Origin of the sequence: Halosimplex litoreum, from assembly GCF_016065055.1 — an archaeon.
In the GTDB taxonomy this organism is placed as follows: domain Archaea; phylum Halobacteriota; class Halobacteria; order Halobacteriales; family Haloarculaceae; genus Halosimplex; species Halosimplex litoreum.
This window is the reverse complement of sequence record NZ_CP065856.1, coordinates 1,791,341-1,813,647: the sequence shown is the minus strand read 5'-3', so window position 1 is coordinate 1,813,647 and position 22,307 is coordinate 1,791,341. Positions and strand designations below refer to the sequence as shown.

Genomic DNA, 22,307 nt, shown 5'->3' with positions numbered 1-22,307 from the left:
AGCGCGTCCAGGTCGAACTCGAAGGCGGCGACGGGCACTTCCAGGTCGTACTGCGACCACCTTTTTCCGGTTCGGGTGTCCTCGCCCGGCGACGCCGGGCTGCGGGCACTGCTCACCGCAAAAAGATGGGGCAAAAAGACGCTCGCTCAGTTCACGGGTCACTTCGTTCCCCGTTCACACCGAGGCGCTCGGTAACCTCGCGCCTCGCACTGTTCGCTCGCGGTGCTACCGTAGCGCGTCCAGGTCGAACTCGAAGGCGGCGACGGGCACTTCCAGGTCGTACTCGACGAGCACCTTGGGGTGAACTTCGCCGATGACACCGGCCTTCCGGCCGTCGATGATCACGTCGGCGGTGCGCCCGGAGATGAACGTCGGGTGGTCGGTCGGCGGGGTGGCCAGGTCGACGTCGAAGGCGCGACACAGCGCCTGCAAGGAAGCCTTGGCGTCCTCGTAGGATGCGTCGTGGTCGGCGACGGCGGCCGCGACGGTGTGGCGCTCGTCGACCAGCGTCGGCTGGGTCTCGTCCTGCTCGATGGCGAGGCCGACCTCCGAGAGGTGCTGAGGGTACGCGCGGTGAGTGTTGTTCTCCAGGACGAGCATGACCGAGGGCAGCGCCCAGGTGCGGACGATCTCGTAGTCCTCGCTGTACGGTTCGCCGATGACGGCGGGCTCGCCGCCGCCCAGCGCGGCGCTGCCGCGCTCGATCCCGATACGGTCGTAGTTGGCCTCCTCACTGACGAGGTGGAAGTTCAGCAGGTCCTCGAAGCCGAGGCCGACGAGCGTCTCGCGGGTGGCCCGTTCCAGTCGGGAACGCTCGTGACGGCCGCCGACGGTCGACACGTCGGGATACTTCGGGTCGAGTTCGTTGAACCCGAAGGCTCGGCCCACGTCGTCGATCACGTCGACGGGGTGGAGCACGTCGACGCGGTAGGGCGGGATCTCGACCTCGTAGGCGAGGGCGTCCTCGCCAGCATCGTAGTCCTCGGCCTCCGCGTCGAGGCCGGCCCGCTGCATCAGGTCGACGACCTCCTCGCCGTCCAGATCGACGCCGAGCATCGACTCGATGGCGGGGTGGTCGACGGTCTTGGTCCTGGTGTCGAAGTTCGGGCGGACGAGCGTGTTGCCGGCGTAGTCGCCGCTGGCGTCGTCCGTATATTCGACCGCGACTTCCTCGACGCGACCGCCGCGGGCATCGAGCGCGTAGCAGACGATGTTGAGCATGTGGTCGATCGTCCACTGGTCGGTGCCGGTCATCTCGACGAACAGATCGCGGGAGTCGGTGGTGACCTCCGTGCGCTTGCCGTTGATGATCGGCGGGAACGAGAACATCCCGACGTCGTCGTAGATGGCCGGCATCGACTCGTAGTCGTCGACCAGGTCGGCGAACTTGTTGGCGGTGTGGTGAGCCATCAGCACCTCCTGGGGGGTCATCTCGTGGTTCTCCTCCAGAGGGACGAATCGGTCGCCTCGGCGGCCGATACCGGTGTAGCGGACGGACTTGCCGCCGGAGGGGGCGACTTCGGTCCGGGGGTCGTCCTCCTCTTCGGGGGTGTCCTCGCCGCCGCGGGCGCCGACCTGACCTTTCAGCATGGTCAGATCGTGGACACCGATAGCGCCTTTGGCCCGCTGGCGGCCCATCGTCGCGTGGAGCTTCTCCTGGAGCTGGATGAGCGACTCGAGGGCGGCCTCGTCCATGTCCAGTCCGCGGACGACGGCGCCGGTGACGTACGGGCGCTCGTCGGGCACGTCCGAATCGACCTCGATGGTCCAGTCGGCGTCGTTGGTCGTCGGGACGTAGACGCCACGGTCGTCGCCGTACTGGTAGCGTAGCGAGCGGGCGACGCCCTCGACCGAGAGGCGGTCCAGTCGGTCGGGCGCGAACTCGAGTTCGAACTCGCCGTCGTCGGTCTCGCCCTCGTACTCGAGGCCGAGGGCGAACATGTCCTCGCGGAGTTCGTCGTCGCTCTTCTCGTCGTGGCCGGTCAACTCGCGGAGTTCGTCGGGGTCGATTTCGACTGTTGGCATCAGTACACCACCTCCTCGTTGCGCAGGAAGTCGAGATCCACGAGCGTGCCGTGCACGTCGCGGATGTCTTCGGCGCCGGTCGCGAGCATGAACAGGCGTTCGAGCGCCAGCCCCCAGGCCATCACGTCGGCCTCGACGCCGAGCGGTTCGAGCATCTCCGGGCGGAAGATACCCGAGTTCCCGATCTCGATGAGCTCCCCAGTTTCAGGGTGGCGGCCGAACAGTTCGAAGCTCGGCTCGGTGTAGGGGTTGTAGTGGGGTTTGAACTGGACGTCGGTGATGCCGAACTGCTCGTAGAACTCGGTGAACGTGCCCATCAGGTCCCGCACCGAGAGATCCTCGGCCATGACCCACCCCTCGATCTGGAAGAACTCCAGCAGGTGCGTCGAGTCGAGCGTGTCGTTGCGGTAGGCCTTCTCGATGGAGAAGTATCGCTGGGGCGGTTCGAGGTCGCCCTCGGCGAGGCCGGCGAGGTGGCGCACCGAGAGGTTCGTCGTGTGGCCCCGGAGCGCGAGCGCGCGGGCGAAGTCCTCGTCCCAGGGGGAGTGGTACCCCTCGCCGTCGGGGCCGACGCCGTCGCGGTGGGCGGCCTCGACCCGATCCACCAGGTCCGGCGGGAGGTTCTCCCGGTCCATCTGGGCGGGTTCTTCGAGGGCGAACCGGTCCCAGTGGTTGCGCGCCGGGTGGTCCTGGGGCATGAACAGGCAGTCGTTGATGAAGAAGTCGGCGTCGACGTGTGGCCCCTGCATCTCCTGGAATCCCATGCCGACGAGCACGTCCTTGACGCGCTCGGACATCTCCCGCAGCGCGTGGGGCTTGCCGCCGTGGACCGTCTCCGCGTCGGCCTGGACGTTGTACTCGGCGAACTCGACCTCCTCCCACTCGCCGGAGGTGAGCAGTTCCGGCGTGACTTGGCCGACGGTCTCGGCGACGTCGACGCCCTCCATCATCGCGGTGACGCCCTCGTCGGTCAGCGCGACCTCACGCACCGTCGACTCCTCGACCTCGACGAGCCCGCGGCGTTCGAGCGCGGCCACGAGTTCCTCGTCGACCTCGTCGGGGTCGACCGCTTCGTCCTGGAGCCGCTTGAGGAGGTCGGACTCGGAGTCGGAGTCGGGATCGAACTCGGGGTCGACGGTGATGGTGCCGCTGTCGATGGTCCCCATCCCCTTCCGGGCGAAGTTCGACAGCGCGATGTCGACCTGCTCGCCCTGCAGGCCGGCGGGCCCGATGGCCTTGCCGAGTTCCATCGGCTCCTCGTCGGCGCCGCCGGAGAGGGCGCCGACCCACAGCGAGTGTTCGGGCAGGCCCTCGAAGGCGTACTGTTCGCCCTCCTGGGTCAGGACGAGGTCGGCCTCGGTCCGTTCGGTGACGGCGAGCAAGCCCTGCTCTTCGAGTTCGAAGGCGGCGCCGGCCACCGCCTGGGCTTGCTCGCCGGTCTCCTCGGCGATCCGTTCGACTGGCGTGGGGTCGTCCGCGCTCGCGGCTTCGAGCACGGCGACCTGCGTTTCCGGAAGTTTCATTCGTTGGTCGTGAATCTGCGTGGTCGTCAGTTAACGGTTGCGAGGTCCGAGCGGCGAGGGACCGTCGGTCCCTCGTGCCGTGCGAACGGCGCGAAGCGCCGTGAGCAGACGAAGCGAGGACCTCGGCGATACGAGCGGGGAGCGGAGCGACCCGCGAGGTGCGAGGTCGCGTCACCGAAACGAGCGAGCGCGGAGCAGCGGTCTCCGCTCGCCCCGCGAGCCGACGCGGACGGTTTCCGCCGGGACCCCCGAGGTTTGTTTCGGCACGAACCGTCGGGTCCGGGCGTCCGCCGTCCGTCAGGCACCGGCGAAAAACCCGAACCCGGGCCGCGAGGCCGCAGGCTGGCAGGCGAGGCGCGACCGCGAGGCGGGCCGTCCCGTCGTGGGTTCGGGTGCCATGTGAGAGCAATTCACGGCGCCGCGCAAAAGGGTTCCGGACTCGGCGACCGCGGCTGCCGTCCGGCGGCGACCGCGAGGCAACGTCTATGCCTTCGGGTCACAAAGGGCGCGTATGGACCGCACTCGCAGCGCCGTGCTCAACTTCGCGATCAACTTCCTCGTGGGGTACGTCCTCGGTCGACTCCTGCGCGACCGGGACACCGGGGTCCGAGCCGGTGTCGCCCTCGGGACGCTCGGGGCCGTCGCGAGCTGGCGGCTGGCCGAGCGCCTCGAGGCCGGCTCCGTCGAGCCTGCCACCGAACCGATCGAAATCGAGATCGAAGAGTAACGGTCGCTACGACCGTGGAAAACGGAGAGTCGCAGTCGATTCTACGACGAGCCGCCGCCGACGACGACCTCGACGGTCCCGCCGGCGTACGTGATCTCCGCGTTCTGCATGAACGTCCCGCGGTGAGCGACCACGACGGTCGTGTCCTCCGCGGGCCGCGTGACGTTGACGGCGTACGTACCGTCGGCCCTGGCCTCGGCGTAAGCCTCGGTCGCGTTCGCGAACTCGTCGGCCTCGCTCGCCGAATCCCAGCTGTGGACCCAGACGGCGCCGGCCGACTCGTTGCGGGCCGAGGTGAACGCCATCCCGGTGTCGTTGCCCCAGCCGTCGGCCGCCGCGGTGGCCTCCGAGGCCGAGAGTTGGCTCCGGAGGACCGCGCGAGTCCCGAGCTCACCGAGCGTCGCCTCTAGACGTGGCATCCGCTCGTCGATCCACCAGTTCGATACGTTGGTCGTCACCGAGAGGTCGGTCGCCCCCTCGTCGGTGTCGTGGAGCAGTTGCTCGGTCGTCTCGGGGACGCCGCCCTCGTAGATCGACTGGATATCGCTGGCGGAGTCGGTCTGGGAGGCGACGTACTCGGCGCCGTAGTAGTTCAGCGCCTCGTAAGTGGCCCACTCGTAGGCGGTGGTCGACTCGAAGGCCGCCTCCGCGGAGTCGTACGCGTCGACGTAGTTCGTGTCCATGTGTTCGTCGGTGTACTCGCGCATGACGGCGTTCAGCGTCCCCCGCAAGACGGCACTCTGGGAGTCCTCGTCGTCGATCCAGTCGTTCTGGTAGTGGAGCCCGAGCGCGATGTTGTAGGCGAGCTGGTACTCGATCTGGGAGCCGTTGAGGTCGAAGACGGCCTCGTCGTTGAACAGGACCGAGTTCTCCTCGGGGTCGTACGTCGCGTTGATGGGGTTCGTCAGCCGTTGGGGGTCGTCGGGTAGCCCCACCATCGCGGTCACGAACGGGGACGACACGTTGCGGCTGGTCGGCAGGTTCGTCACCCTGACGCCCGGCGCCTCGGCCTCGACGCCCATGATCTCGGTGACGCGATCGAAGACCTCGGTCGCCGAGGGGTCCATGGGTTCGGCGACCTCGCGGGGCGCGTCGACGTTCCCCTGCGCTTCGCTGTCGCCGCCGTCACCGCCGCCACCGCCTCCGCCGAGCATCCCACATCCGGCGAGACTGGCGGCCGTGACGACCAGCGCGACGATCGCGAGCGACCGGACCGTCGTCATCGCACGACCCGTCCGGCCTCGCTCTTCGATATCGATACCACCCCGTCCACTGCCACTGTCAGTCATCCGACCGTTCGTATGTCATTCACCCACATTATCCTTGGGAAATCACCCAGCGTGCGTGCAGGAGTCCTACGGAAGACGCGCCGGACGGGACGACGGCGCCGCTCCGAACGAGCGGTGTACCGAACGATCGCGGGGGTCGCGCCGATCCGTCGGCCGTTCGCCTCCCGCGGTCCTCGCTGTGGTCGGGCCCGTTAGCCCCGTCGGTCGGCCGCCACGTCGAGGTCGACGTCGAGTTCGTCCAGCCGGTCGGCCCACTCGGCGCGTCTGTCCTGGTGGTCCTCGAGGAACTCGGCCATCAACTCGGCGGCCTGCTCCTTGCAGCCGCCACAGAGACGCTCGCCGCCGACACACTCCTCGTAGACCTCCGTGGCGAGTTCGTCGTCGTCGCCGGCCAGCAGGTAGGCGTACAGCTCGTAGACGGGGCACTCGTCGGCCTCGCCGCCGAGTTCGCGCTGCTCTTCGGCGGACTGGCGCCCGCCGGTCGTCGCCGCCTTCACCTTGTCGTAGCCCTCGTCGGGGTCGTCGAGCAGGGAGATGTGCGAGGCGGGCACCGACGACGACATCTTGCCGCCGGTGAGCCCGGTCATGAAGCGGTGGTAGATCGACGAGGGCGGGACGAAGCCGTAGCCGCCGTGGTCGAGTTCGACCTCGCGAGCGAGATCTTCCGCCGCCTCGTGGGAGAGCTCGAAGGCGTCGACGTGCTCGTCGTAGACGCGCTTCTCGCCGTCGACCGCCTCGATCAGCGCGTCGAAGGTGGCGTCGGTCGCGTTGCGCCCGAGGAAGCGAGTCCGACGGCGGATCGGCTCCATGCCGGCGTTCTCCAGCTTTTCGAGGACCGCCTCGACGGTCGCCCCGTCGTAGCCCGCCGCCTCGTAGGATTCGCGGTCGGCACGCAGCGCGGCGGCGGCGTCTTCACAGCGCAGCGTGTCGTCGCCATCGCCGTCCCCGCTGGTCGCGTCGCCCTCCCGGGCCGTCAGCGACTCGTAGACTTCGCCGAGGAGAACCCGTTCGTCCTCGTCGACCTCGAAGCCGGCGAACGCTTCGGTGACGCGGAAGTACCGCATCCGCGCGGCCAGATCGCGAGCGAGGCGCATGTGCGGGTCCTGGTCGGGCCCGACCGGGATCACGGTGGGACGGGGCTCGCTGGTCTGCGGGTAGAGGATGTCGGCCATCTGCGTGACGACGCTCTGCATGTGCGAGACGTCCGTCTCGCCGTCGAAGTCGTAGATCGCCTGCAGCTCCGAGAAGTTCGCCTCGACGCCGAGTTCGAAGGCGAGATCCTGGACCTCCCGGTTCGTGGATTGGCGATACAACTCGCCGTCCTCGGGGTCGAAACCCAGGGCGAGCAGCGAGAGGATGTAGTCGGTGGCGTGGGTGTCGATCTCCTCCCAGGTGAGCCCGCGGGCGCTGTGGGCCTCCAGGTCGGCGATGAGACCGTAGGCGTCGCCGCCCTGCTGCTGGTGCCAGACGATCTCGTCGAAGACGAGTTTGTGGCCGATGTGCGGGTCGCCGGTGGGCATGAAGCCCGACAGGGCGGCGAAGTCTTCGCCGTCGCGCATCGCGCGGGCGACCGGGCGGTAGTCGCGGTGGCCGAAGATGACTCCGCGGCGCATCAAGTAGTGGGGGTCCGGAACCTCGGGCAGGACCTCGTCGAACTCCTCGATACCGAACTCGGCGAACAGCTTGCGGTAGTCCGAGACGGTCGCCGAGCCCCACGGGTCCAGCGTCGTGTCGTCGGCGCCTTCGGCGTCGACCCCGCCGTCGGCACGCAACGCGTCCCCCTCCGGCGCGTCTGAATCGGGCGAATCGGATGTCATCGATTGGGATGTACTCGCGCCGACACGCACTAATAGCGTTCGCTTTGCCCACCCGCTCACAGCTCCGGCAGGCCGGCGGCAGGGGCCGTCAGAACTCCGGCGCACCGTCGAACTCGCCGCGAGCCGGTTCAGGCACGTACTCGGCCAGCTCCGCGTCGTCGAGGGCGACCCGCTCGCCGCGCTCGGCCGCGAGGTACGACGCCATGCAGAGCCTGACGACCGTGAGTCCGTCCGAGAGGTCCTCGCGGGCGTTCTCGCCGGCGAGGAACGACTCGACGACGTGTTCGTTCTGGGCGGGGTAGCCGTAGACGCCGCCCTCGTCGGGGAGGACGGACATCTGCCCCTGGTTGGCCTGCTGTTTCTCGACGGCGTAGCCCGCCTCGTCGGTCGCCGCGTCCGAGAAGAACACGTTCGTCCCCGACTCCAGCGTGTCGACCCGGCCGGAGTACTCCGGCCCCAGTAGCTCGATGCTGATGCGCAGGCCGGAGCCGACGAACGACCAGGAGTTGGTCGTCTCGCCGACGACCACCTCGCCGTCCGGCGTCTCGTAGTACACCGTCGTCCGCGCGTAGTCCTCGGTCGGCGCCGAGCGAAAGTCGACGCCGTACTCCTCGGCGAGTTCGTCGGCGTACTCCTCGCGGTCCCACTTCAGCGTCGAGATGTCGGCCGTCACCGCTTTCGGCGTCAGGTCGTCTTCCCCCGGCGGCGAGAGGAGGTGCCGGTTGACCTCGTGGGAGTGACAGCCCATGTCGTTGAGGACACCGCCGCCCTGTTTCTCGCCGTCCCAGAACCACGCCGAGTGCGGGCCGGCGTGTTCCTCGGCCGCGCGTGCGAGGTAGGGGCGACCGCTCGACTCGGCGCCCTCCCACAGCAGCTCGCGCAGCCGCTCGACGCCGGGCATGTATACCTGGTTCTCCAGATACGCGTGGGCCAACCCCGCACGTTCGACCAGATCGACGACTTCCCGCGCCTCGGCGACGGTGCGCGCGAGCGGCTTCTCGATCGCGACGCCGGCCAGTTCGGCGTCGCCCTGCTCGACCGCTTCGACGATGGCGCGGACCGTCTCGACACGGGTGTGGTTCGGGCTCGTCACCCAGACGGCGTCGACGGCGGGTTCGGCGACGAGTTCCTGCACGTCGTCGGTGACGATCGGGTCCCCGCAGTCGGCCTCGCGGAGGTCCTCGGCGACCGTCTCGGCTTTCTCCCGAGTCGGATTCATCACGCCCGCGGCCTCCGCCCGCCGGATGCGCTTCAGCGACGGCGCGTGGAACTCGCTGGTGATGGACCCCGCACCGACGAACCCGATACCGAGCGATTCTCGAGACATACATCCCTGGTCGGACTCGGTCTCGAAAAAGACCAGGGGCGAGACCGACCGACCCGGACCCGCCCGGACCCACCCGGACCCACCCGGACCCACCCTCGACATGGATAGACCTGCCGACGGGCCGTCGGACGGCTCCGCACCCGGTCGCCGCAATCTATAAATACCAGGCGTGCGAATTTGTAAGTAAGAAGTAAAGTTAACCGAAGTAGTAATTTTTATCCGGGAGTCGCAACTATACTGGTATCCCGAGAGCGTCGAGGTCTCTCGGCCGTTCCGGCCCGGACGCACCGCTCGCCGACCAGCCACGGCTACGCCCACATGACAGTACTCGAACCATACGGACTCACGACCGCCGACGGATCGGGGACGGACGACTGCGACGATGAAGTGGCCGACGCGGGGCGCGACGGCGACGCCGCGAGCGAGGAGACCTGACCGGTGTCGCGGACCCGCGAGGCATCGACACACGGACGACAGCGACCGACTACCGCATGACCGACGCAACCCACCCAGACACCATCGACTGGCACAGTTTCTGGACCGACGCCGACGAGGGCGACCGGGCCAACGCGGCGCCGAGCGCCCACCACGCTACCGACGCCGTCGTCGACTTCCTCGCCGAGACCGGCCGCCCCGACGCCGTCGCCGACGTGGGCTGTGGCCCCGGTCACGTCGCCTTCGCGGTCGCCGAGCGCTACCCAGAGGCCGACGTGGTCGGCTACGACGCCGCCGAGCCCGTCCTCGCGGAGAACCGCGAGCGCGCACGCGAGCGAGGCGTGAACGTGGACTTCGAGCAGACGACCCTCCCCGAGTTCGACCCCGGTCGGGAGTTCGATCTGGTCTTCTCGTATTTCACCCTCTGCTACGTCCGCGAGGTCGAGGACGCCCTGGGCGCGATGTACGACGGCGTCGCGCCCGGCGGCTACCTCGTGTTCAACTATCAGAACCGCCTCGCCCGCGCTCACTGGCGGCGGATGGCCGAGAACCCCGACGAGTTCCTCGGCGAGGATTCGCAGTTCGACGCCGACCGCTTCGAGGACCGCTTTCGGCTCCTGCTCGACGGCGAGAACCTCCTGTCGTACGACCGCATCCACGACGCGCTGGGGACGTGGCCTCAGAGCGTCTGGTCGGTGATCGACAAGCCCGACACGCGGTGGGCCTGGCGCCACCACCCGCTGGTGTTCGTGCCGAAGTAGCGTCCCGACGTTTCGACTCGGGAACAACCACCTCGGTGCGCGCCGCCGAGCGTCTCGTCGCGAGGCGGTCCCGTGCGAGGGACGAGTGAGTGAGAGCGAACGAGTCGGCTGGGGAGGTACGTGGTGTGGCGCTGTACGGGGTGGTCCTGGCGGACTGAAAGGGTGAGGCGCGGTGGCGCGGTCTGCGCGGGCAACTATCTGAGCGACCGCAGGGAGCGAAGATATCCCGCACAGACCGCGCGAGCGGGCCGAGGGCTTTCACCGATCGCTGTCAAGTGCGAGTGAATCGTTCGCTAGCGAGCGAGTCGAGAGCGTGCAGCACTCACCGTCGAACGCGGTCAAAACAAACGCACCCACCTCTCCTACGGCGTCAGTCGCGTCACGGACAGCCACTCGATCCCGTCGTCGTCCGGCCCCCCGCTATTGATATCCCCATCAACGAGCGCGAACACCATCTCCTTGCGAACCCCGTGCGCGAGCCGCACGTCCAGCGCCAGATCCCGCGGCGAGAACGTATGTCCACCGTCGAGCACCCGGATCAGCAACTCCGAATGGCCCAGATCGTCGACCGACTCCACGTCGGCGTAGGTCCGGAAGTCGGCGCCGAACTTGTAGCCGGTCTTGGGCACCAGGCCGCGCTCGCGCAGATCCGCGTACACGCGGAGCCGGCGGTCGAAGCGCTCGCCCTCGACCTCGCGACCGCGCTCGACGACGGCCTCGGCCCCGCCGTCCACGTCGAGCACGCCGTCGCGAGCCAGGAACGCGGCTTCGAGCAGCGACAGCTGGATCACGTCGCCGTCGCGGTCGTCGAGGGGCTGGCCGTAGAACCCCCGGTCGTAGACGGCTGCCGGCGGGTCCCAGAGCAACAGTCGGTCCGAGAGTAGCTCCCCCGAAACCCCGGTCGGTAGCTCCGCTTCGCTCGTCCCCGAGACCTCGCGGTGCTCGGTCGCCAGGTAGGTGAGCGCGCTCTCCTCGTCGACGACGGCCAGCACCAGATCGCCCAGATCCCCCGCGGGAACGGCCTCCCGCTCGCTGACGACGCCGACGCGATACGCTACCTCGTCGTCCCACGGGCCCGAGCCCCGGGGGTAGACCACGAAGTCGACCGCGGGGTCGTCGACCGCCGCCCGGGCGGCCGACGAGTCCGACCAGCCCGCGCGTGCGGGCGAGAGGTAGAACCCGCGGTCGCGCAGGTCCTTGTAGACGAGGAAGGCGATCTCCGAGACCGCGGCGGATTCGAGGAACGCACGGAAGTCCATCGCGGTGCCGTCCGGCCCCTCGACGGAATCGAGGTCGCCGCGGTAGAGCAGGTGGGCCGCCTCGACGGGCGCGAGTTCGAGCGCGCCGGCGTCGACGGGGTGGCCGTAGCCGCTGGAGTCGTAGAAGCGCTCGCGGGCCCGCTCGCCCGCTCGAACCACGTCCCCCGAGAGCGTCGCGTGCATGTGTGAGAGCAACCCGCCCCCGCGGAAAGCCCCTGCGATTACGGGTTGGAAGACAGCCAAAAGACACACCACACCACCGGGAGACCACGGTGCATGGACGCTATCTGTTTCGATATGGACGGAGTTCTCGTCGACTCCGAGGACTACTGGCACCCCTACGAACGCGAGCAGCTCCTCCCGCTGGTCGGCCTCGAGGACCTCGATCTCGACGAGATCACCGGTATGAACTACCGGGAGATCTACGACTACCTCGACGCGACCTACGAGATCGAGACCGACCGCGAGGCGTTCCTCGGGTGGTACGAGGAGACCGCAACGTCGATCTACGGCGAGGAGGTCAGCCTGCTCGACGGCACCCACGAGTTGCTCGCGGCGCTCCGCGAGCGCGAGGTGACCCTCGCACTGGTCTCCTCCTCGCCCCACGACTGGATCGACACCGTGCTCGACCGCTTCGAGCTGACCTTCGACGCGGTCGTCAGCGCCGACGCCTTCGACGGGCCCGGGAAACCAGAGCCGGGCGTCTACGAGCACGCTGCCGAGCGAGTCGGCGTCGACCCGACCGACGCCGTCGCCGTCGAGGATTCGGTCCACGGGATCGAGTCGGCCGGGCGGGCAGGTATGCACGTCGTCGGCTTTCGCCACGGGAGCGCCGACGAGACCGACCGGAGCGGCGCCGACTACGTGGCCGACTCCCCGGCGGCCCTGCGCGAGCACTTGCTCGCCCGCGCGGACGGCGTGTAGCGACCGCCGTTGTCGCCCACGCGGACCGCCGGTCAGGTCTTCTCACACTCCGTATCCAGACAGCGCCGCCCCGACGGCGTCTCGAAGACGGGGAGCCCGCAGTCGCAGGCCCCGTCGACGACGCCGGTCGGGACGCCGAACCCGGTGTCGCACTCGGGGTAGCGCTCGCAACCCGCGATCAGCCCACCGCGGCGGAGGATCCGCAGGTCCCCCTCGCAGTTCGGACAGTCCCACTCGCGGTCGAAGCGTTCGGTCACCCGGTCGTCGATCGACTCGCAGTCGCGGTCGACACAGACCTCGAACTGGGCGCCCCGCTCCACCCGGAGCACGGGGAGGCCACAGACCGGACACGACTCCTCGAGTACCGCGCCGTCCCGCGGAATCGAGTACTCGTCGTCGCAGTCGCGACAGACCACCGACCCGCGGGCGAGCACGAGCGACTCGTCGCACGTCGGACAGTCGCCGACGGGGACGCCCGCCCGGGAGACGGGGTGGCGGGCGGCACCGTGCTCGGCGTGGACCTCGACGCGGAGGTGCTGGTCGCCCTCGCGTGCGTCGAGGACGCCGTCGACGAACTGGACGCTGTCGGCCCTCGTGAGCCAGGCGACCGGCTGGTAGCCGTCGGCGTCGTGGACCAACACCGTGTTGTCCGGCTTGACCACCGTGACCACGTCGCCGCGGTGTTCGCGCTCGTTACGGCCGTCCATCGTCGTCGTGCAGTCGCCCGCGACGACGCGCACCTCGTCGTGCATGGGCCGGCCTGGTCGCGTGTTCGGATTTAAAGCTCGGGGCGGAACGAGGAGCGGCGGGAATTCGGGGTGGAACGACGAGAAGCGGGCGTCGGCGGGGGGAACGGCGACGGGGGAAGGGAGTGGTGACGGCGGGAGGGAGCGGTGACCGCGGGGACGGGCGCGGTATCGGGCGAGCGAGTCGCCCGCGAGCGCGTCAGTTCTGGTTGTAACCGTGGCCGACACGGAGGGCGACGACGTTGGCGAACAACAGCCAGACGAACAGCGGGGCCTGCTGGGCGACCGACCCGGAGACGATCAGCGCGAGCATCGCGAACGGGAGGGCGATAGCCGACCAGAAGCCGGCGAACTGAGCAGAGCCGACCGCGAGCGTTCGGAGGCGCTGGACACCGGTGGTCGAGGGGAGGTCAGGGGCGGACCGACGGAACGGGGAAGCGCTGGACATTGTTCGTCACCTACCTCCCACTTGTATCGACTACCCCATATAAAGGAACGACCCCTAGCGTGATTTCGCGTCGTTTCCCTCGATCGACCCCATTTCACCGACGATTCAGTTGCCAGTCTAACGTTTTACAACCGGACCAAAACAGCCTAGAACGTTTAAAACCGTGTCTAAGGTGGAAGTAGACATTTCGAGTATGCGTTCGACGTGTGTCGACAGACGCGTCGTTTCGGGTCGAATCTACGGTCGTTCGGCAGGGTCGGTGGGGTCCGTGTGCGTCGGCGCGCGCGCGCTCGGCTGTCGCCGGTCTCGGCTCACTCGACGCGGACCGAGCGCGTCTCGACGACGGGCTGCAGCGGGAGTTCGGGGAAGGCGACTTCGATCGCGTACTCCAGGACGTCTGCGTTCCCGCCGAAGACGCCCACTGGGAGCGTCGCCTCGCCGAGATAGCGGTTCTTGGTCGTCATCTCCACCTCGTTGACCGTGACACGCAGGCCCGCGCGGGCGTCGCCGCCGACGTTGCGGACGGTGACTTCCTGCATGTCGTTCTCGCCGGCCGCGACGCTGTCGGGAAAGTCGCCCCACTCGACGACGACGTTCGGGAGTTCGCCCGCGCTGTCGACGACGCGCTCGGCGACGCCCTCGGTGAGGCCGGCCGAGTGTAGCCCCGAGACGCCCGCCTCGCGGACCGCAGCGGGCGTCGTGATCCCCTCGGCGGCGAGCTTGCTCGCGCGTCCGGAGCCGACGCCGTCGATGGCGGTGAGTCCGACCGCGTCGTCGCTGATGCCGTTCTCGATGCGCGCCTCGATCCGACGGGCGAGGTTCGCGGCCTCGGGGCCGGCCAGTCGGTCGAGGAACGCGCGGAGGGCGGCGAGCAGTCGCAACACGTTCTGGGTGATGACCCACGCGTCGCTCTGTAGCTCGCCGGGCGTGGTCCCGCGCATCCGCGATTCGAGGATCGCGAGCACCTTCCGGCCGCCCGGGTCGAGGTCGTCGGTCTCTCCGAGGACGGCGGCGACGGCGTCGCGTTCGTCCGAGCGGGCACTGACACTGTCGAACTCCGCGGCGGTCGCGATGGCTCGCAGGATACCGTCCTGGTCGAGGCGACCGTCCGCTTCCTCGGCTTGCTCGGCGAGGTCGGCAAACTCCCTGGCGGTGTCGAGCCGCAGGTAGAACTTCGAGGCGAGCCGCCCCAGCGGCGTCGGTTCGAGGCGCATGTCCTCCCGTTCGACGAACCCCCGGGCCACGAGCGAGCGCAGCGTGTCGCTGACCCGCTCGCGCAGCGCGCTCTCGGAGGCGTACTCGTCGGGGGCGCTCGCCGCGCGCACGTAGTAGAAGGTCGTCTCCAGCCAGCCCATCACGTCCTCGATGTCGCCGATAGTTCCCAGCGCGATCTCGGCGTTGAGGTGGGCGTCCAGGTCCTCGGCGAGCCGGGACTCGATCTCCTTGCCGTCCCGGAGCAGCGCGCGGTACTTGTCGGCGTCCGAGGAGTCACAGACCACCCAGGCGTAGCCCTTGTCGTCGTACCCCGGGCGACCCGCTCGGCCGAGCATCTGGAGCACGTCCAGCGGGCTCATGTCGACCTCCCCCTCCAGCGGGTCGTGCAGCTTGGTGTCTCGAATCACCACGCAGCGGGCGGGCAGATTGACACCCCACGCCAGCGTCGACGTCGAGAACAGCAACTGGAGTTTCCCCTCCTTGAACCACTGCTCGACGAGGCCCTTGTCCTCTTTCGAGAGCCCGGCGTGGTGGAAGCCGACGCCGTCGAGCACCGACTGGCGCAGGGTGTCGTTCGAGAGCTCGGCGGCGTCGTTGTGGAAGTCGTAGTCGCCCCGCGCGCCCATCGGGATGTCGCGTTCGACGATCTCGTCCCTGGATTTCTTGGCGGCCTGGACGGTGTCCTGCCGGGAGGAGACGAACACGAGGGCCTGGCCCTCGTCGCGGACGTGCGGCTCGGCGATGTCCAGAGCGCGGTACAGGCGGCGGTACTTGTCGGCGAAAGCGTTGTCGCCGTGGGCGTAGGTGCGTACGTCGGCGTGCAGCGGGACCGGCCGGTAGTCGTCACCGAACTCGAAGGTGTTGTCGGCGGGGGCGTCGAGCCACCCCGCCACGTCGTCGACGTTCGGCATCGTCGCCGAGAGCGCGACCACGCGCGGGTCGCACAGGCGGCGCATGCGCGACACCGTCACCTCCAGCACCGACCCGCGTTTCTCCGAGTCGAGCAGGTGGACCTCGTCGATGACGCAGCAGTCGACGTCCGTGATGAACGAATACCGGGGCGAGTCGTGTTTCCGGGTGGCCGAGTCGGCCTTCTCCGGGGTCATCACGAGGATGTCCGCCCGCTCGGCCCTGCGGGGGTTCAGGTCGCGCTCGCCGGTGACGACGTAGACTGAATACCCGAGATCCTCGAACCGTTCCCACTCGCTCTCCTTCTCGTTGGTGAGCGCACGCAAGGGGGCGAGGAAGAGGGCGGTCCCGTCGGCCTCGAGCGCCTCGCAGATGGCGACCTCGGCGAGGGCGGTCTTGCCGCTTGCGGTCGGCGCGCTGACGACGACGTTCTCGGTCGAGTCGAGCAGTGCGGGCAACACCTCGCACTGCATGGCGTTGAACCGCTCGAAGGGAAAGGCCCCGGCGTAGTCGGGCAGCACCTCCGAGACCGCCAGCTCCGTCTCGCCGTCGGCGTGCCGTGACACGGACGGAACCGGGTTCCCCGTCGGCATATGCGTTTCTATGGCGGAGCGGAAGTGGTCGGCGACCGCGGTGACGCCCGGGGGTCGACAAGTGGCGTCCACCGACCTGGGTCGGTCAGTCCGCCGCGGCCTCGTCGGCCGCCCGGTCGAGCATCCCGCCGTCGGCCGACCGGTAGAAGTACCCGGACAGCCAGACGGCGGCGGCGACGTTCGACAGCGTGACGCCCCAGAAGACGGCCGCCACGCCGAGATCGAGGACGTACGCGCCGACGAGCGCGACCGGCAGGCGGACGGCCCAGTACTGCGCGAGCGTCGAGTACATGCTCACGTCCGTGTTGCCGGCGCCGTTGAAGCCGGCCTCGACCGTGTAGACGACTCCCAGCGCCCAGTAGCCGTAGGCGAGGATCTGGAGGTAGAGGACGGTGTACGACAGGGCTTGCCCCGACAGATCGGGGACGAACACGTGTGCGATGGGCGCGGGGACGACCCACTGGACCGCGCCGAAGACGGTGAGCCCGACCGCCGCGATGGCGGCGCCGACCCAGGTCGCGCGGCGGGCGCGAGCGGGACGCTCGGCGCCGAGGTTCTGCCCGACGACGCTGGTGGCGGCCTGTGCGAGCCCCTGGGCGGGCACGAACGCGACGGTGGCGACTTGCGACCCGATGTGGTAGGCGGCGAGGGCGGCCGGTCCGCCGACGGCCGAGACGATCCAGATCATCCCGAGACGGGCGACCTGGCGACCGCCGTACTGCCCGGCGATCGGCGACCCCACGTCGACGACGGCGCGAACGGTTTCGAGGCGCGGGCGGACTGCGTCGCGCGTCAGCCGGAACCCCTCGCGACCGCGCGCGGCGAGCGCGAGGGCCAGCGCCGCCCCGGCACCGTAGCCGACGGCCGTCGCCAGCGCCGCGCCGAACAGCTCCAGCCGCGGGAACGCCCCCCAGCCGAGGATCAACAGCGGATCGAGGACGACGTTGACGACGATGGCGGTGAGGTTGACGTACAGCGCCGCCCGAGTGTCACCCCAGCCGGTGAACCCGCTCTCCAGCGTGTCGCTGGCTGCGGTCGTCACGAGCGCCAGCGCGTAGGCGGTGAGGTAGCTGGCGGTCGCCGAGGCCACCGCGGCGTCGTCGGTGAACAGCGCCGCGACCGCGTCCGCCCCGACGACGAGCACCCCACCGATCGCCGCCGCGAGGGCGACCGCCGCCGCGGCCGCCGTGAACGGCACTCGGCGCGCCGCCTCGGTCTCGTCGGCGCCCACTCGCTGGGAGGTGACCACCTGACTCCCGGTGAAAAACGCACGGAGGGGGACCGTCAACAGCGCGACGACGACGGTCGCGAGCCCCACCGCCGCGACCGCGGTCCCCCCGAGCCGCCCGACCCAGAACAGGTCGACGACGGACTGGGCCACCAGCGCGAAGTTCTGGGCGACCAGCGGCGCCGCGAGCACCACGAGCGCGCGTGACAGCGACCCACCCACGATGTCGTCGCGCGTCACGTCGAACATACACTACTATCCATACCCGACACATGTTAAATATTTGTACCTACTTGTTGAGTGGTTCACCGGGCTGTTCGGTGACACTTCGACGGTCGGGGCCGTCGGTCGGCGCGCGGGTTCCGACCGCTCTCCGGCGGTCGCCGTCGCTCTCCAGGCCGTCGTGGCTGCGGTCGGGTGGCGCGGCTATTCGGTCTACCGGGGCCGGCGGGCGACGCCGAGACGGCGGTCGAACTCGGACGATTCCGACGACGCGGCGTCCTCGGCGCTGCCGCGACCACCGCGCTCGTCACTCGCCCGTCCGGGCTCGCTCGAACCACCTGGACCGACGGGTACGCCGCCGCAGTCGCCGGCGAACTGCCACTCGCCGCCACGCTGGAGACACTCGGCGACCGGCGGTACATCGCCGAGAAGCGTGGCGGGCTGCCGGGCCCGTCCGCGTACCGCTGGCCGCCGGGCGAGCGGATCGACCGGATCCGCGGGCGTCAGGTCGACGACCTGACACTGGGTTTTTATTTCTGCGGTCCAACGATCACCAGTGCCAGCCACACCCGTCGGTCAGGTGCGCGACCGCGTCCGGGCCGCGGCGGTCCCGCTGGCGGCGTTCGGCACCACCGTCTGTGTCGGCGTCGCTGGATTCGTCGCCCTGACCGGCGTGTCCGTCGTCGACGCGTCGTTCTGGCTGCTCGACCCGACGAGCATCGAACTGTACTTCGAGCACCACAGCGGGCCCGAGCGAGCGACGAAGGCATTCGCCGTCGTCGTCTTCGTGGCGCTGGTGCTCGCGGGCATCTGGGTCGGCGAGTCCGCGCTCGACGCGGCCTTCGACGGGCGGCTCGGCCGGGAGCTAACACGCATGCAGACACGACGCGCCATCGCCGACCTGACCGACCACGTCGTCATCTGCGGCCACGGCATGTTCGGTCGCACAGTCGCCAACCGACTCCGCGAGCGGGGCCGCGACGTGGTCGTCGTCGAACGCGACGCCGAGGAGCGCGAACGCATCGACGACGACGCGCTCGTCGTCGCCGGCGACGCCCGCCGCGAGGCGGTCCTCGAACGGGCCGGGGTCAGCCGCGCGAGCGCCGTCGTCGCCGGTATCGACGACTCCAACGCGAACATCCAGATCGGCGTCGCCACGAGCCAGCTCGCCCCCGAGTCGAAGTTAGTCGTCCGCGTCGGCGACGAGATGTACGAGTCGACCGCGCGCCGCGTCGGCGCCGACGCTGTCGTCATCCCCGAGGTCGTTAGCGGGAGCGACGTCGTCGCCGACCTCTGACCGCGCCGCCGGGCGAGACGTGTCGTCGCAGAAAATATATCCGGCACGCAGGACTTCGTCCCGCGCGTGGACGACCCCGAAACGTACTACGACGACCACGACCAGGCCGAGTGGGACCGACTCACGTCGAGTCTCCACGGTCGTCTGGAGTGGGAGGGGACCGTCGAGCGGCTGGACGACGAGTTGCCAGAGTCCGGTCGCGTCCTCGACGCCGGTGGCGGCGCCGGCCGCTACGCCGTCTGGCTCGCCGAACGTGGCTACGACGTGACGCTCGTCGACCCCAGCGAGGGCCAGCGCGACCTCGCACGCGAGAAGGTCGCCGAGCGGGGCCTGGACGAGCGCGTGAGCGTCGCGCCCGGCGACGTGCGCGAGCTCGACTTCGACCCGGGGGCCTTCGACGCGACGCTGTGTCTCGGCGGCCCGCTCTCGCACGTCCTCGACGCCGACGAACGGACGACCGCCGCCCGGGAACTGAAGCGGGTGACCGCGGACGGTGGCCCCGTCTTCGTCTCGGTGATGGGACGGCTCAACTGGCTGGTGCTCTACCTGGTGAGCGGCACGGAACACCTGACCCGCGCCGACGAACTCGCCGAGACGGGCGACTACGACCGGGCGTTCGTCGACCGGCTCGACTACGAGTCGATGTTCACCGAGACCCACTTCTTCCGCGCCGACGAGTTCGAGGGCCTGCTGGCGGAGGCGGGGCTGGACGTGCAGCGACTCGTGGGACTGGAGGGGCTGGCGTCGGTTCTCTCGGCCGGGCCGCTCCGGGACCGGGCCGACGAACTGTCGGAGGACCGACTCGCCGGTATCCGCCGACTCGTAGACGAACTCCGCGACGACCGCACGGTCGCCGATATGTCCGCACACATGCTCGCGGTCTGTCGGGCGTCGGGGTGAGTCCAGCGGTCGCCATCGCCCGACGCCCGCCCAAACTCCCCAGGCTTTTGCCCGACCGACCCCAACCTCCGGTAATGAGTCGCGCCCGCAAGCCCGAGTGGCTGAAGACCCGGCCGCCCTCGGGCGAGCGCTTCACGGACATCAAGGAGAGCCTCCGCGACCGCGGGCTCAACACGGTCTGCGAGGAGGCCAACTGTCCGAACCTCGGGGAGTGCTGGTCGGGCCGCGACGGTCCCGGCACGGCCACGTTCATGCTGATGGGCGACCACTGCTCGCGGGGCTGTAACTTCTGCGACGTGGAGACCGGCGGGATGGACGCCCTCGACGACGAGGAACCCGAGCAGGTGGCCGACGCCGTCGCCGAGATCGGGCTGGACTACGTCGTCCTGACCTCCGTGGATCGGGACGACCTCCCCGACCAGGGCGCCGGCCACTTCGCCCGGACCATCGAGGCGATCAAAGACCGGGACCCCGGCGTCCTCGTCGAGGCGCTCGTGCCGGACTTCCGGGGCGAGGAGCGGCTCGTTCGGAGAGTGCTCGACGCCGAGCCGGACGTGTTCGCCCACAACGTCGAGACGGTCGACCGATTGCAGTGGCCGGTACGCGACCGGCGAGCGGGCTACGAGCAGTCGCTGTCCGTGCTGCGCCAGGCCGCCCGCGAGTCGGCGTCGTACGTCAAGACGAGCCTGATGCTCGGCGTCGGCGAGTACGACCACGAGGTGTACCAGACCCTCGCGGACCTGAAGAGCGTCGGCGTCGACGTGGTGACGCTCGGCCAGTACCTCCAGCCTTCCCGCTCGCACCTGGAAGTCTCCGAGTACGTCCATCCCGACGTCTTCGACACCTGGCGGCGAGTGGCCGAGGGTGAATTGGACTTCCTCTACTGTGCGTCGGGACCGATGGTCCGCTCCTCGTACCGCGCCGGCGAACTCTTCGTCGACGCGGTACTGCGGGACGGCGAGAGCGTCGAGCGTGCGCGCGAACGAGCGCGGGCGGGCGACTGATCGGGTAGACGGGACCGGTACGGACCACTCAATACCGGTCGGGACCCGAAATCGGTCGACAATAGGGATCTTAGCAAGGGGCTTCCGTCCGCTCCGCGCCGGCTCGCGTATGGCGTCGCTGGCCAACTCCGACCTGGAGGACCGACTCACCGACCGCATCCTGCCCTCGCGGGCGCGGATCCCCACCGACCCGCCGGCGGGCAACTACGTCGTCATCGACGTGACGCACTTCTCGACGACCGTCGTCGAACTGTTCGACAACGGCGCCGAGTACGTCCACGTCACGGAGGAACGCGGCGACGAACACGCGTTCAAGGACGACCACCCCGAGGCGCGGATCGGCGGCGGCTCCAGCGACGACTACACCCCCACCGAGGGCTACGACTTCTTCAACTCGCCGACGTGGGTCAACGACACCGACGTGGCCGGCCGTCCGGCTGCGCTCACCTCGACCAACGGCGGCGCCGCGGTGACCGACCTCCGACTCGGCGGCGGCGACGACGTCGACGTGTACGTCGGGACGCTCGCCAACGCCCGCGCGGTGGCCGACCACCTCGACGGGTCGGAGAAGCCGACCTACATGGTCGCCGCGGGCTCGAAGGGCAAGCCCTCGCCGGAGGACACCGTCGGCGCCGTCGTTATCGGTCGCCATATCTACGACGAGGCGCCGACCGACGCCGAGCGCGATCTCTATCAGCAGGTCGCTAAGCTCGGCAAGGCGCCCAAGTACGAGCAGAAGGCCGACATCCGGCTGAACGACCTGATCGAGTACGACCTCCGGTTCAGCGAGAGCGCGGTCGTTCCGAAACTCGACGGGCAGAAGCTCTACGACGTGAGCGACGAGTGATGGACGCCGACTACCACGCACACACCACCTACTCCGACGGGTCGCCGCTCCCCGAGATGTGCCGTGCTGCCGAGGCGGCGGGCCTCGACGCTATCGGCTTTACCGACCACTGCATCGTCGTCGACGACGAGTTCGGCCGCCGCGAGCGCTACGACCTCGTCGAGACCTACGAGCGCCGCCGCGAGGCCATCGAGCGGGTCCGCGCGCGGACCGCCCTCACCGTCTACGATGCCGCCGAGGTGAGCTACGTCGAGGACGCCGAGAGCGAGACGGCCGCCGTCCTCGACGCGGCGGCGTTCGACTACACCATCGGGAGCGTCCACTTCGCCGGGGAGTACGACTACACCACGGCGGCGCCGTACGCCGACGCGAGCGAGAGCGACCGCCGCGCGGCCGTCGAGCGCTATTACGACGCCGTCGTCGCCGCCGCCGAGTCGGAACTGTTCGACGTGCTCGGTCACCTGGACCTCCCCGAACGGATGGAAGCCCTGCGCGGTCACTCCCGCAGGTCTGACTACGAACGCGTGGCCGCGGCGCTGGCCGACTCGGCGACGGTCCCCGAGATCAACGCTGGCCGCGTCCACCGGTCGCTCGGGCGCGTTCACCCCGACCCCGCGATGCTCGACGCCTTCCGGGAGCACGACGTGGCGTTCGTCCTCGGCTCGGACAGCCACTCGCCGGCCGAGATCGAGCGGCGCGTCCCCGCGCTCCGCGAGGTGGTCGAGGACCGCGACGTGGCGCTGGCGGAGTTCGAACCCACACCGCTGGGTCGCTGAGCGCGCCCCTTCCTTCGAAAACAGTCGGCACGGCG

The 22,307-nt window shown here is 69.3% G+C and carries 18 protein-coding genes; 8 read left to right on the top strand and 10 right to left on the bottom strand.

Annotated features, from left to right (window positions below; genetic code table 11):
- Positions 1-225: 225 nt before the first annotated feature.
- A complete protein-coding gene (locus tag I7X12_RS09005; protein WP_198063484.1) occupies positions 226-2,025 on the bottom strand; it encodes a phenylalanine--tRNA ligase beta subunit-related protein in 1,800 nt (599 codons plus the stop codon).
- Positions 2,025-3,548, bottom strand: a complete 1,524-nt coding sequence (pheS, locus tag I7X12_RS09000) for a phenylalanine--tRNA ligase subunit alpha (RefSeq protein WP_198063483.1) — start codon at positions 3,546-3,548, stop codon at positions 2,025-2,027. Before pheS ends, I7X12_RS09005 begins: the two co-directional genes overlap by 1 nt.
- Positions 3,549-4,059: 511 nt before the next feature.
- On the opposite strand from pheS, the gene I7X12_RS08995 reads away from it, so the two are divergent.
- Positions 4,060-4,275 carry a hypothetical protein gene (locus tag I7X12_RS08995; RefSeq protein WP_198063482.1) on the top strand — a complete coding sequence of 72 codons (216 nt, stop codon included), beginning with the start codon at positions 4,060-4,062 and terminating at the stop codon, positions 4,273-4,275.
- 41 nt (positions 4,276-4,316) lie between these two features.
- On the opposite strand, the gene I7X12_RS08990 is transcribed toward I7X12_RS08995, so the two are convergent.
- The 3 genes from I7X12_RS08990 to I7X12_RS08980 form a co-directional block, all read right to left on the bottom strand.
- Positions 4,317-5,498 (bottom strand): hypothetical protein, encoded by a 1,182-nt coding sequence (locus I7X12_RS08990; protein WP_232343131.1) that lies wholly within the window; start codon positions 5,496-5,498, stop codon positions 4,317-4,319.
- A gap of 257 nt (positions 5,499-5,755) precedes the next feature.
- Positions 5,756-7,381 (bottom strand): tryptophan--tRNA ligase, encoded by a 1,626-nt coding sequence (locus tag I7X12_RS08985; RefSeq protein WP_198063480.1) that lies wholly within the window; start codon positions 7,379-7,381, stop codon positions 5,756-5,758.
- A gap of 88 nt (positions 7,382-7,469) precedes the next feature.
- The gene (locus I7X12_RS08980) at positions 7,470-8,708 is read right to left on the bottom strand and encodes a Gfo/Idh/MocA family protein (RefSeq protein ID WP_198063479.1); all 1,239 of its coding nucleotides are present in this window, start codon (positions 8,706-8,708) and stop codon (positions 7,470-7,472) included.
- 491 nt (positions 8,709-9,199) lie between these two features.
- On the opposite strand from I7X12_RS08980, the gene I7X12_RS08975 reads away from it, so the two are divergent.
- Positions 9,200-9,904 (top strand): class I SAM-dependent methyltransferase, encoded by a 705-nt coding sequence (locus tag I7X12_RS08975; protein WP_198063478.1) that lies wholly within the window; start codon positions 9,200-9,202, stop codon positions 9,902-9,904.
- A 362-nt stretch (positions 9,905-10,266) separates the two neighbouring features.
- Here I7X12_RS08975 and endA read toward each other — a convergent pair whose 3' ends face one another.
- A complete protein-coding gene (gene endA, locus I7X12_RS08970; protein ID WP_198063477.1) occupies positions 10,267-11,346 on the bottom strand; it encodes a tRNA-intron lyase in 1,080 nt (359 codons plus the stop codon).
- 93 nt (positions 11,347-11,439) lie between these two features.
- On the opposite strand from endA, the gene I7X12_RS08965 reads away from it, so the two are divergent.
- Entirely contained in the window at positions 11,440-12,087 is a 648-nt protein-coding gene (locus tag I7X12_RS08965) for an HAD family hydrolase (protein WP_198063476.1), read from the top strand.
- 32 nt (positions 12,088-12,119) lie between these two features.
- Here I7X12_RS08965 and I7X12_RS08960 read toward each other — a convergent pair whose 3' ends face one another.
- From I7X12_RS08960 to I7X12_RS08945, 4 genes are all read right to left on the bottom strand, one after another.
- On the bottom strand, positions 12,120-12,839 hold the full coding sequence (locus I7X12_RS08960; protein WP_198063475.1) for an endonuclease NucS domain-containing protein: 720 nt from the start codon (positions 12,837-12,839) through the stop codon (positions 12,120-12,122).
- A 193-nt stretch (positions 12,840-13,032) separates the two neighbouring features.
- On the bottom strand, positions 13,033-13,281 hold the full coding sequence (locus I7X12_RS08955) for a hypothetical protein (RefSeq protein ID WP_198063954.1): 249 nt from the start codon (positions 13,279-13,281) through the stop codon (positions 13,033-13,035).
- Between the two features lie 311 nt (positions 13,282-13,592).
- Positions 13,593-15,941, bottom strand: coding sequence for a DEAD/DEAH box helicase (locus I7X12_RS08950; RefSeq protein ID WP_198063833.1), 2,349 nt, complete (start codon positions 15,939-15,941; stop codon positions 13,593-13,595).
- 142 nt (positions 15,942-16,083) lie between these two features.
- On the bottom strand, positions 16,084-17,475 hold the full coding sequence (locus I7X12_RS08945) for an MATE family efflux transporter (protein ID WP_198063474.1): 1,392 nt from the start codon (positions 17,473-17,475) through the stop codon (positions 16,084-16,086).
- A gap of 529 nt (positions 17,476-18,004) precedes the next feature.
- Between I7X12_RS08945 and I7X12_RS08940 the strand changes: the two genes are divergently transcribed.
- The 5 genes from I7X12_RS08940 to I7X12_RS08920 all read left to right on the top strand — a co-directional run bounded on the left by I7X12_RS08940 (position 18,005) and on the right by I7X12_RS08920 (position 22,272).
- A complete protein-coding gene (locus I7X12_RS08940; RefSeq protein ID WP_232343130.1) occupies positions 18,005-18,745 on the top strand; it encodes a potassium channel family protein in 741 nt (246 codons plus the stop codon).
- Between the two features lie 66 nt (positions 18,746-18,811).
- The gene (locus I7X12_RS08935; protein ID WP_198063473.1) at positions 18,812-19,645 is read left to right on the top strand and encodes a class I SAM-dependent methyltransferase; all 834 of its coding nucleotides are present in this window, start codon (positions 18,812-18,814) and stop codon (positions 19,643-19,645) included.
- Positions 19,646-19,719: 74 nt separating this feature from the next.
- Positions 19,720-20,649, top strand: a complete 930-nt coding sequence (gene lipA, locus I7X12_RS08930) for a lipoyl synthase (RefSeq protein ID WP_198063472.1) — start codon at positions 19,720-19,722, stop codon at positions 20,647-20,649.
- 109 nt (positions 20,650-20,758) lie between these two features.
- Positions 20,759-21,496 carry a 2-phosphosulfolactate phosphatase gene (locus tag I7X12_RS08925; protein ID WP_198063471.1) on the top strand — a complete coding sequence of 246 codons (738 nt, stop codon included), beginning with the start codon at positions 20,759-20,761 and terminating at the stop codon, positions 21,494-21,496.
- A complete protein-coding gene (locus I7X12_RS08920) occupies positions 21,496-22,272 on the top strand; it encodes a PHP domain-containing protein (protein ID WP_198063470.1) in 777 nt (258 codons plus the stop codon). The genes I7X12_RS08925 and I7X12_RS08920 overlap by 1 nt, the downstream gene beginning before the upstream one ends.
- The last annotated feature ends 35 nt before the right edge of the window (positions 22,273-22,307 follow it).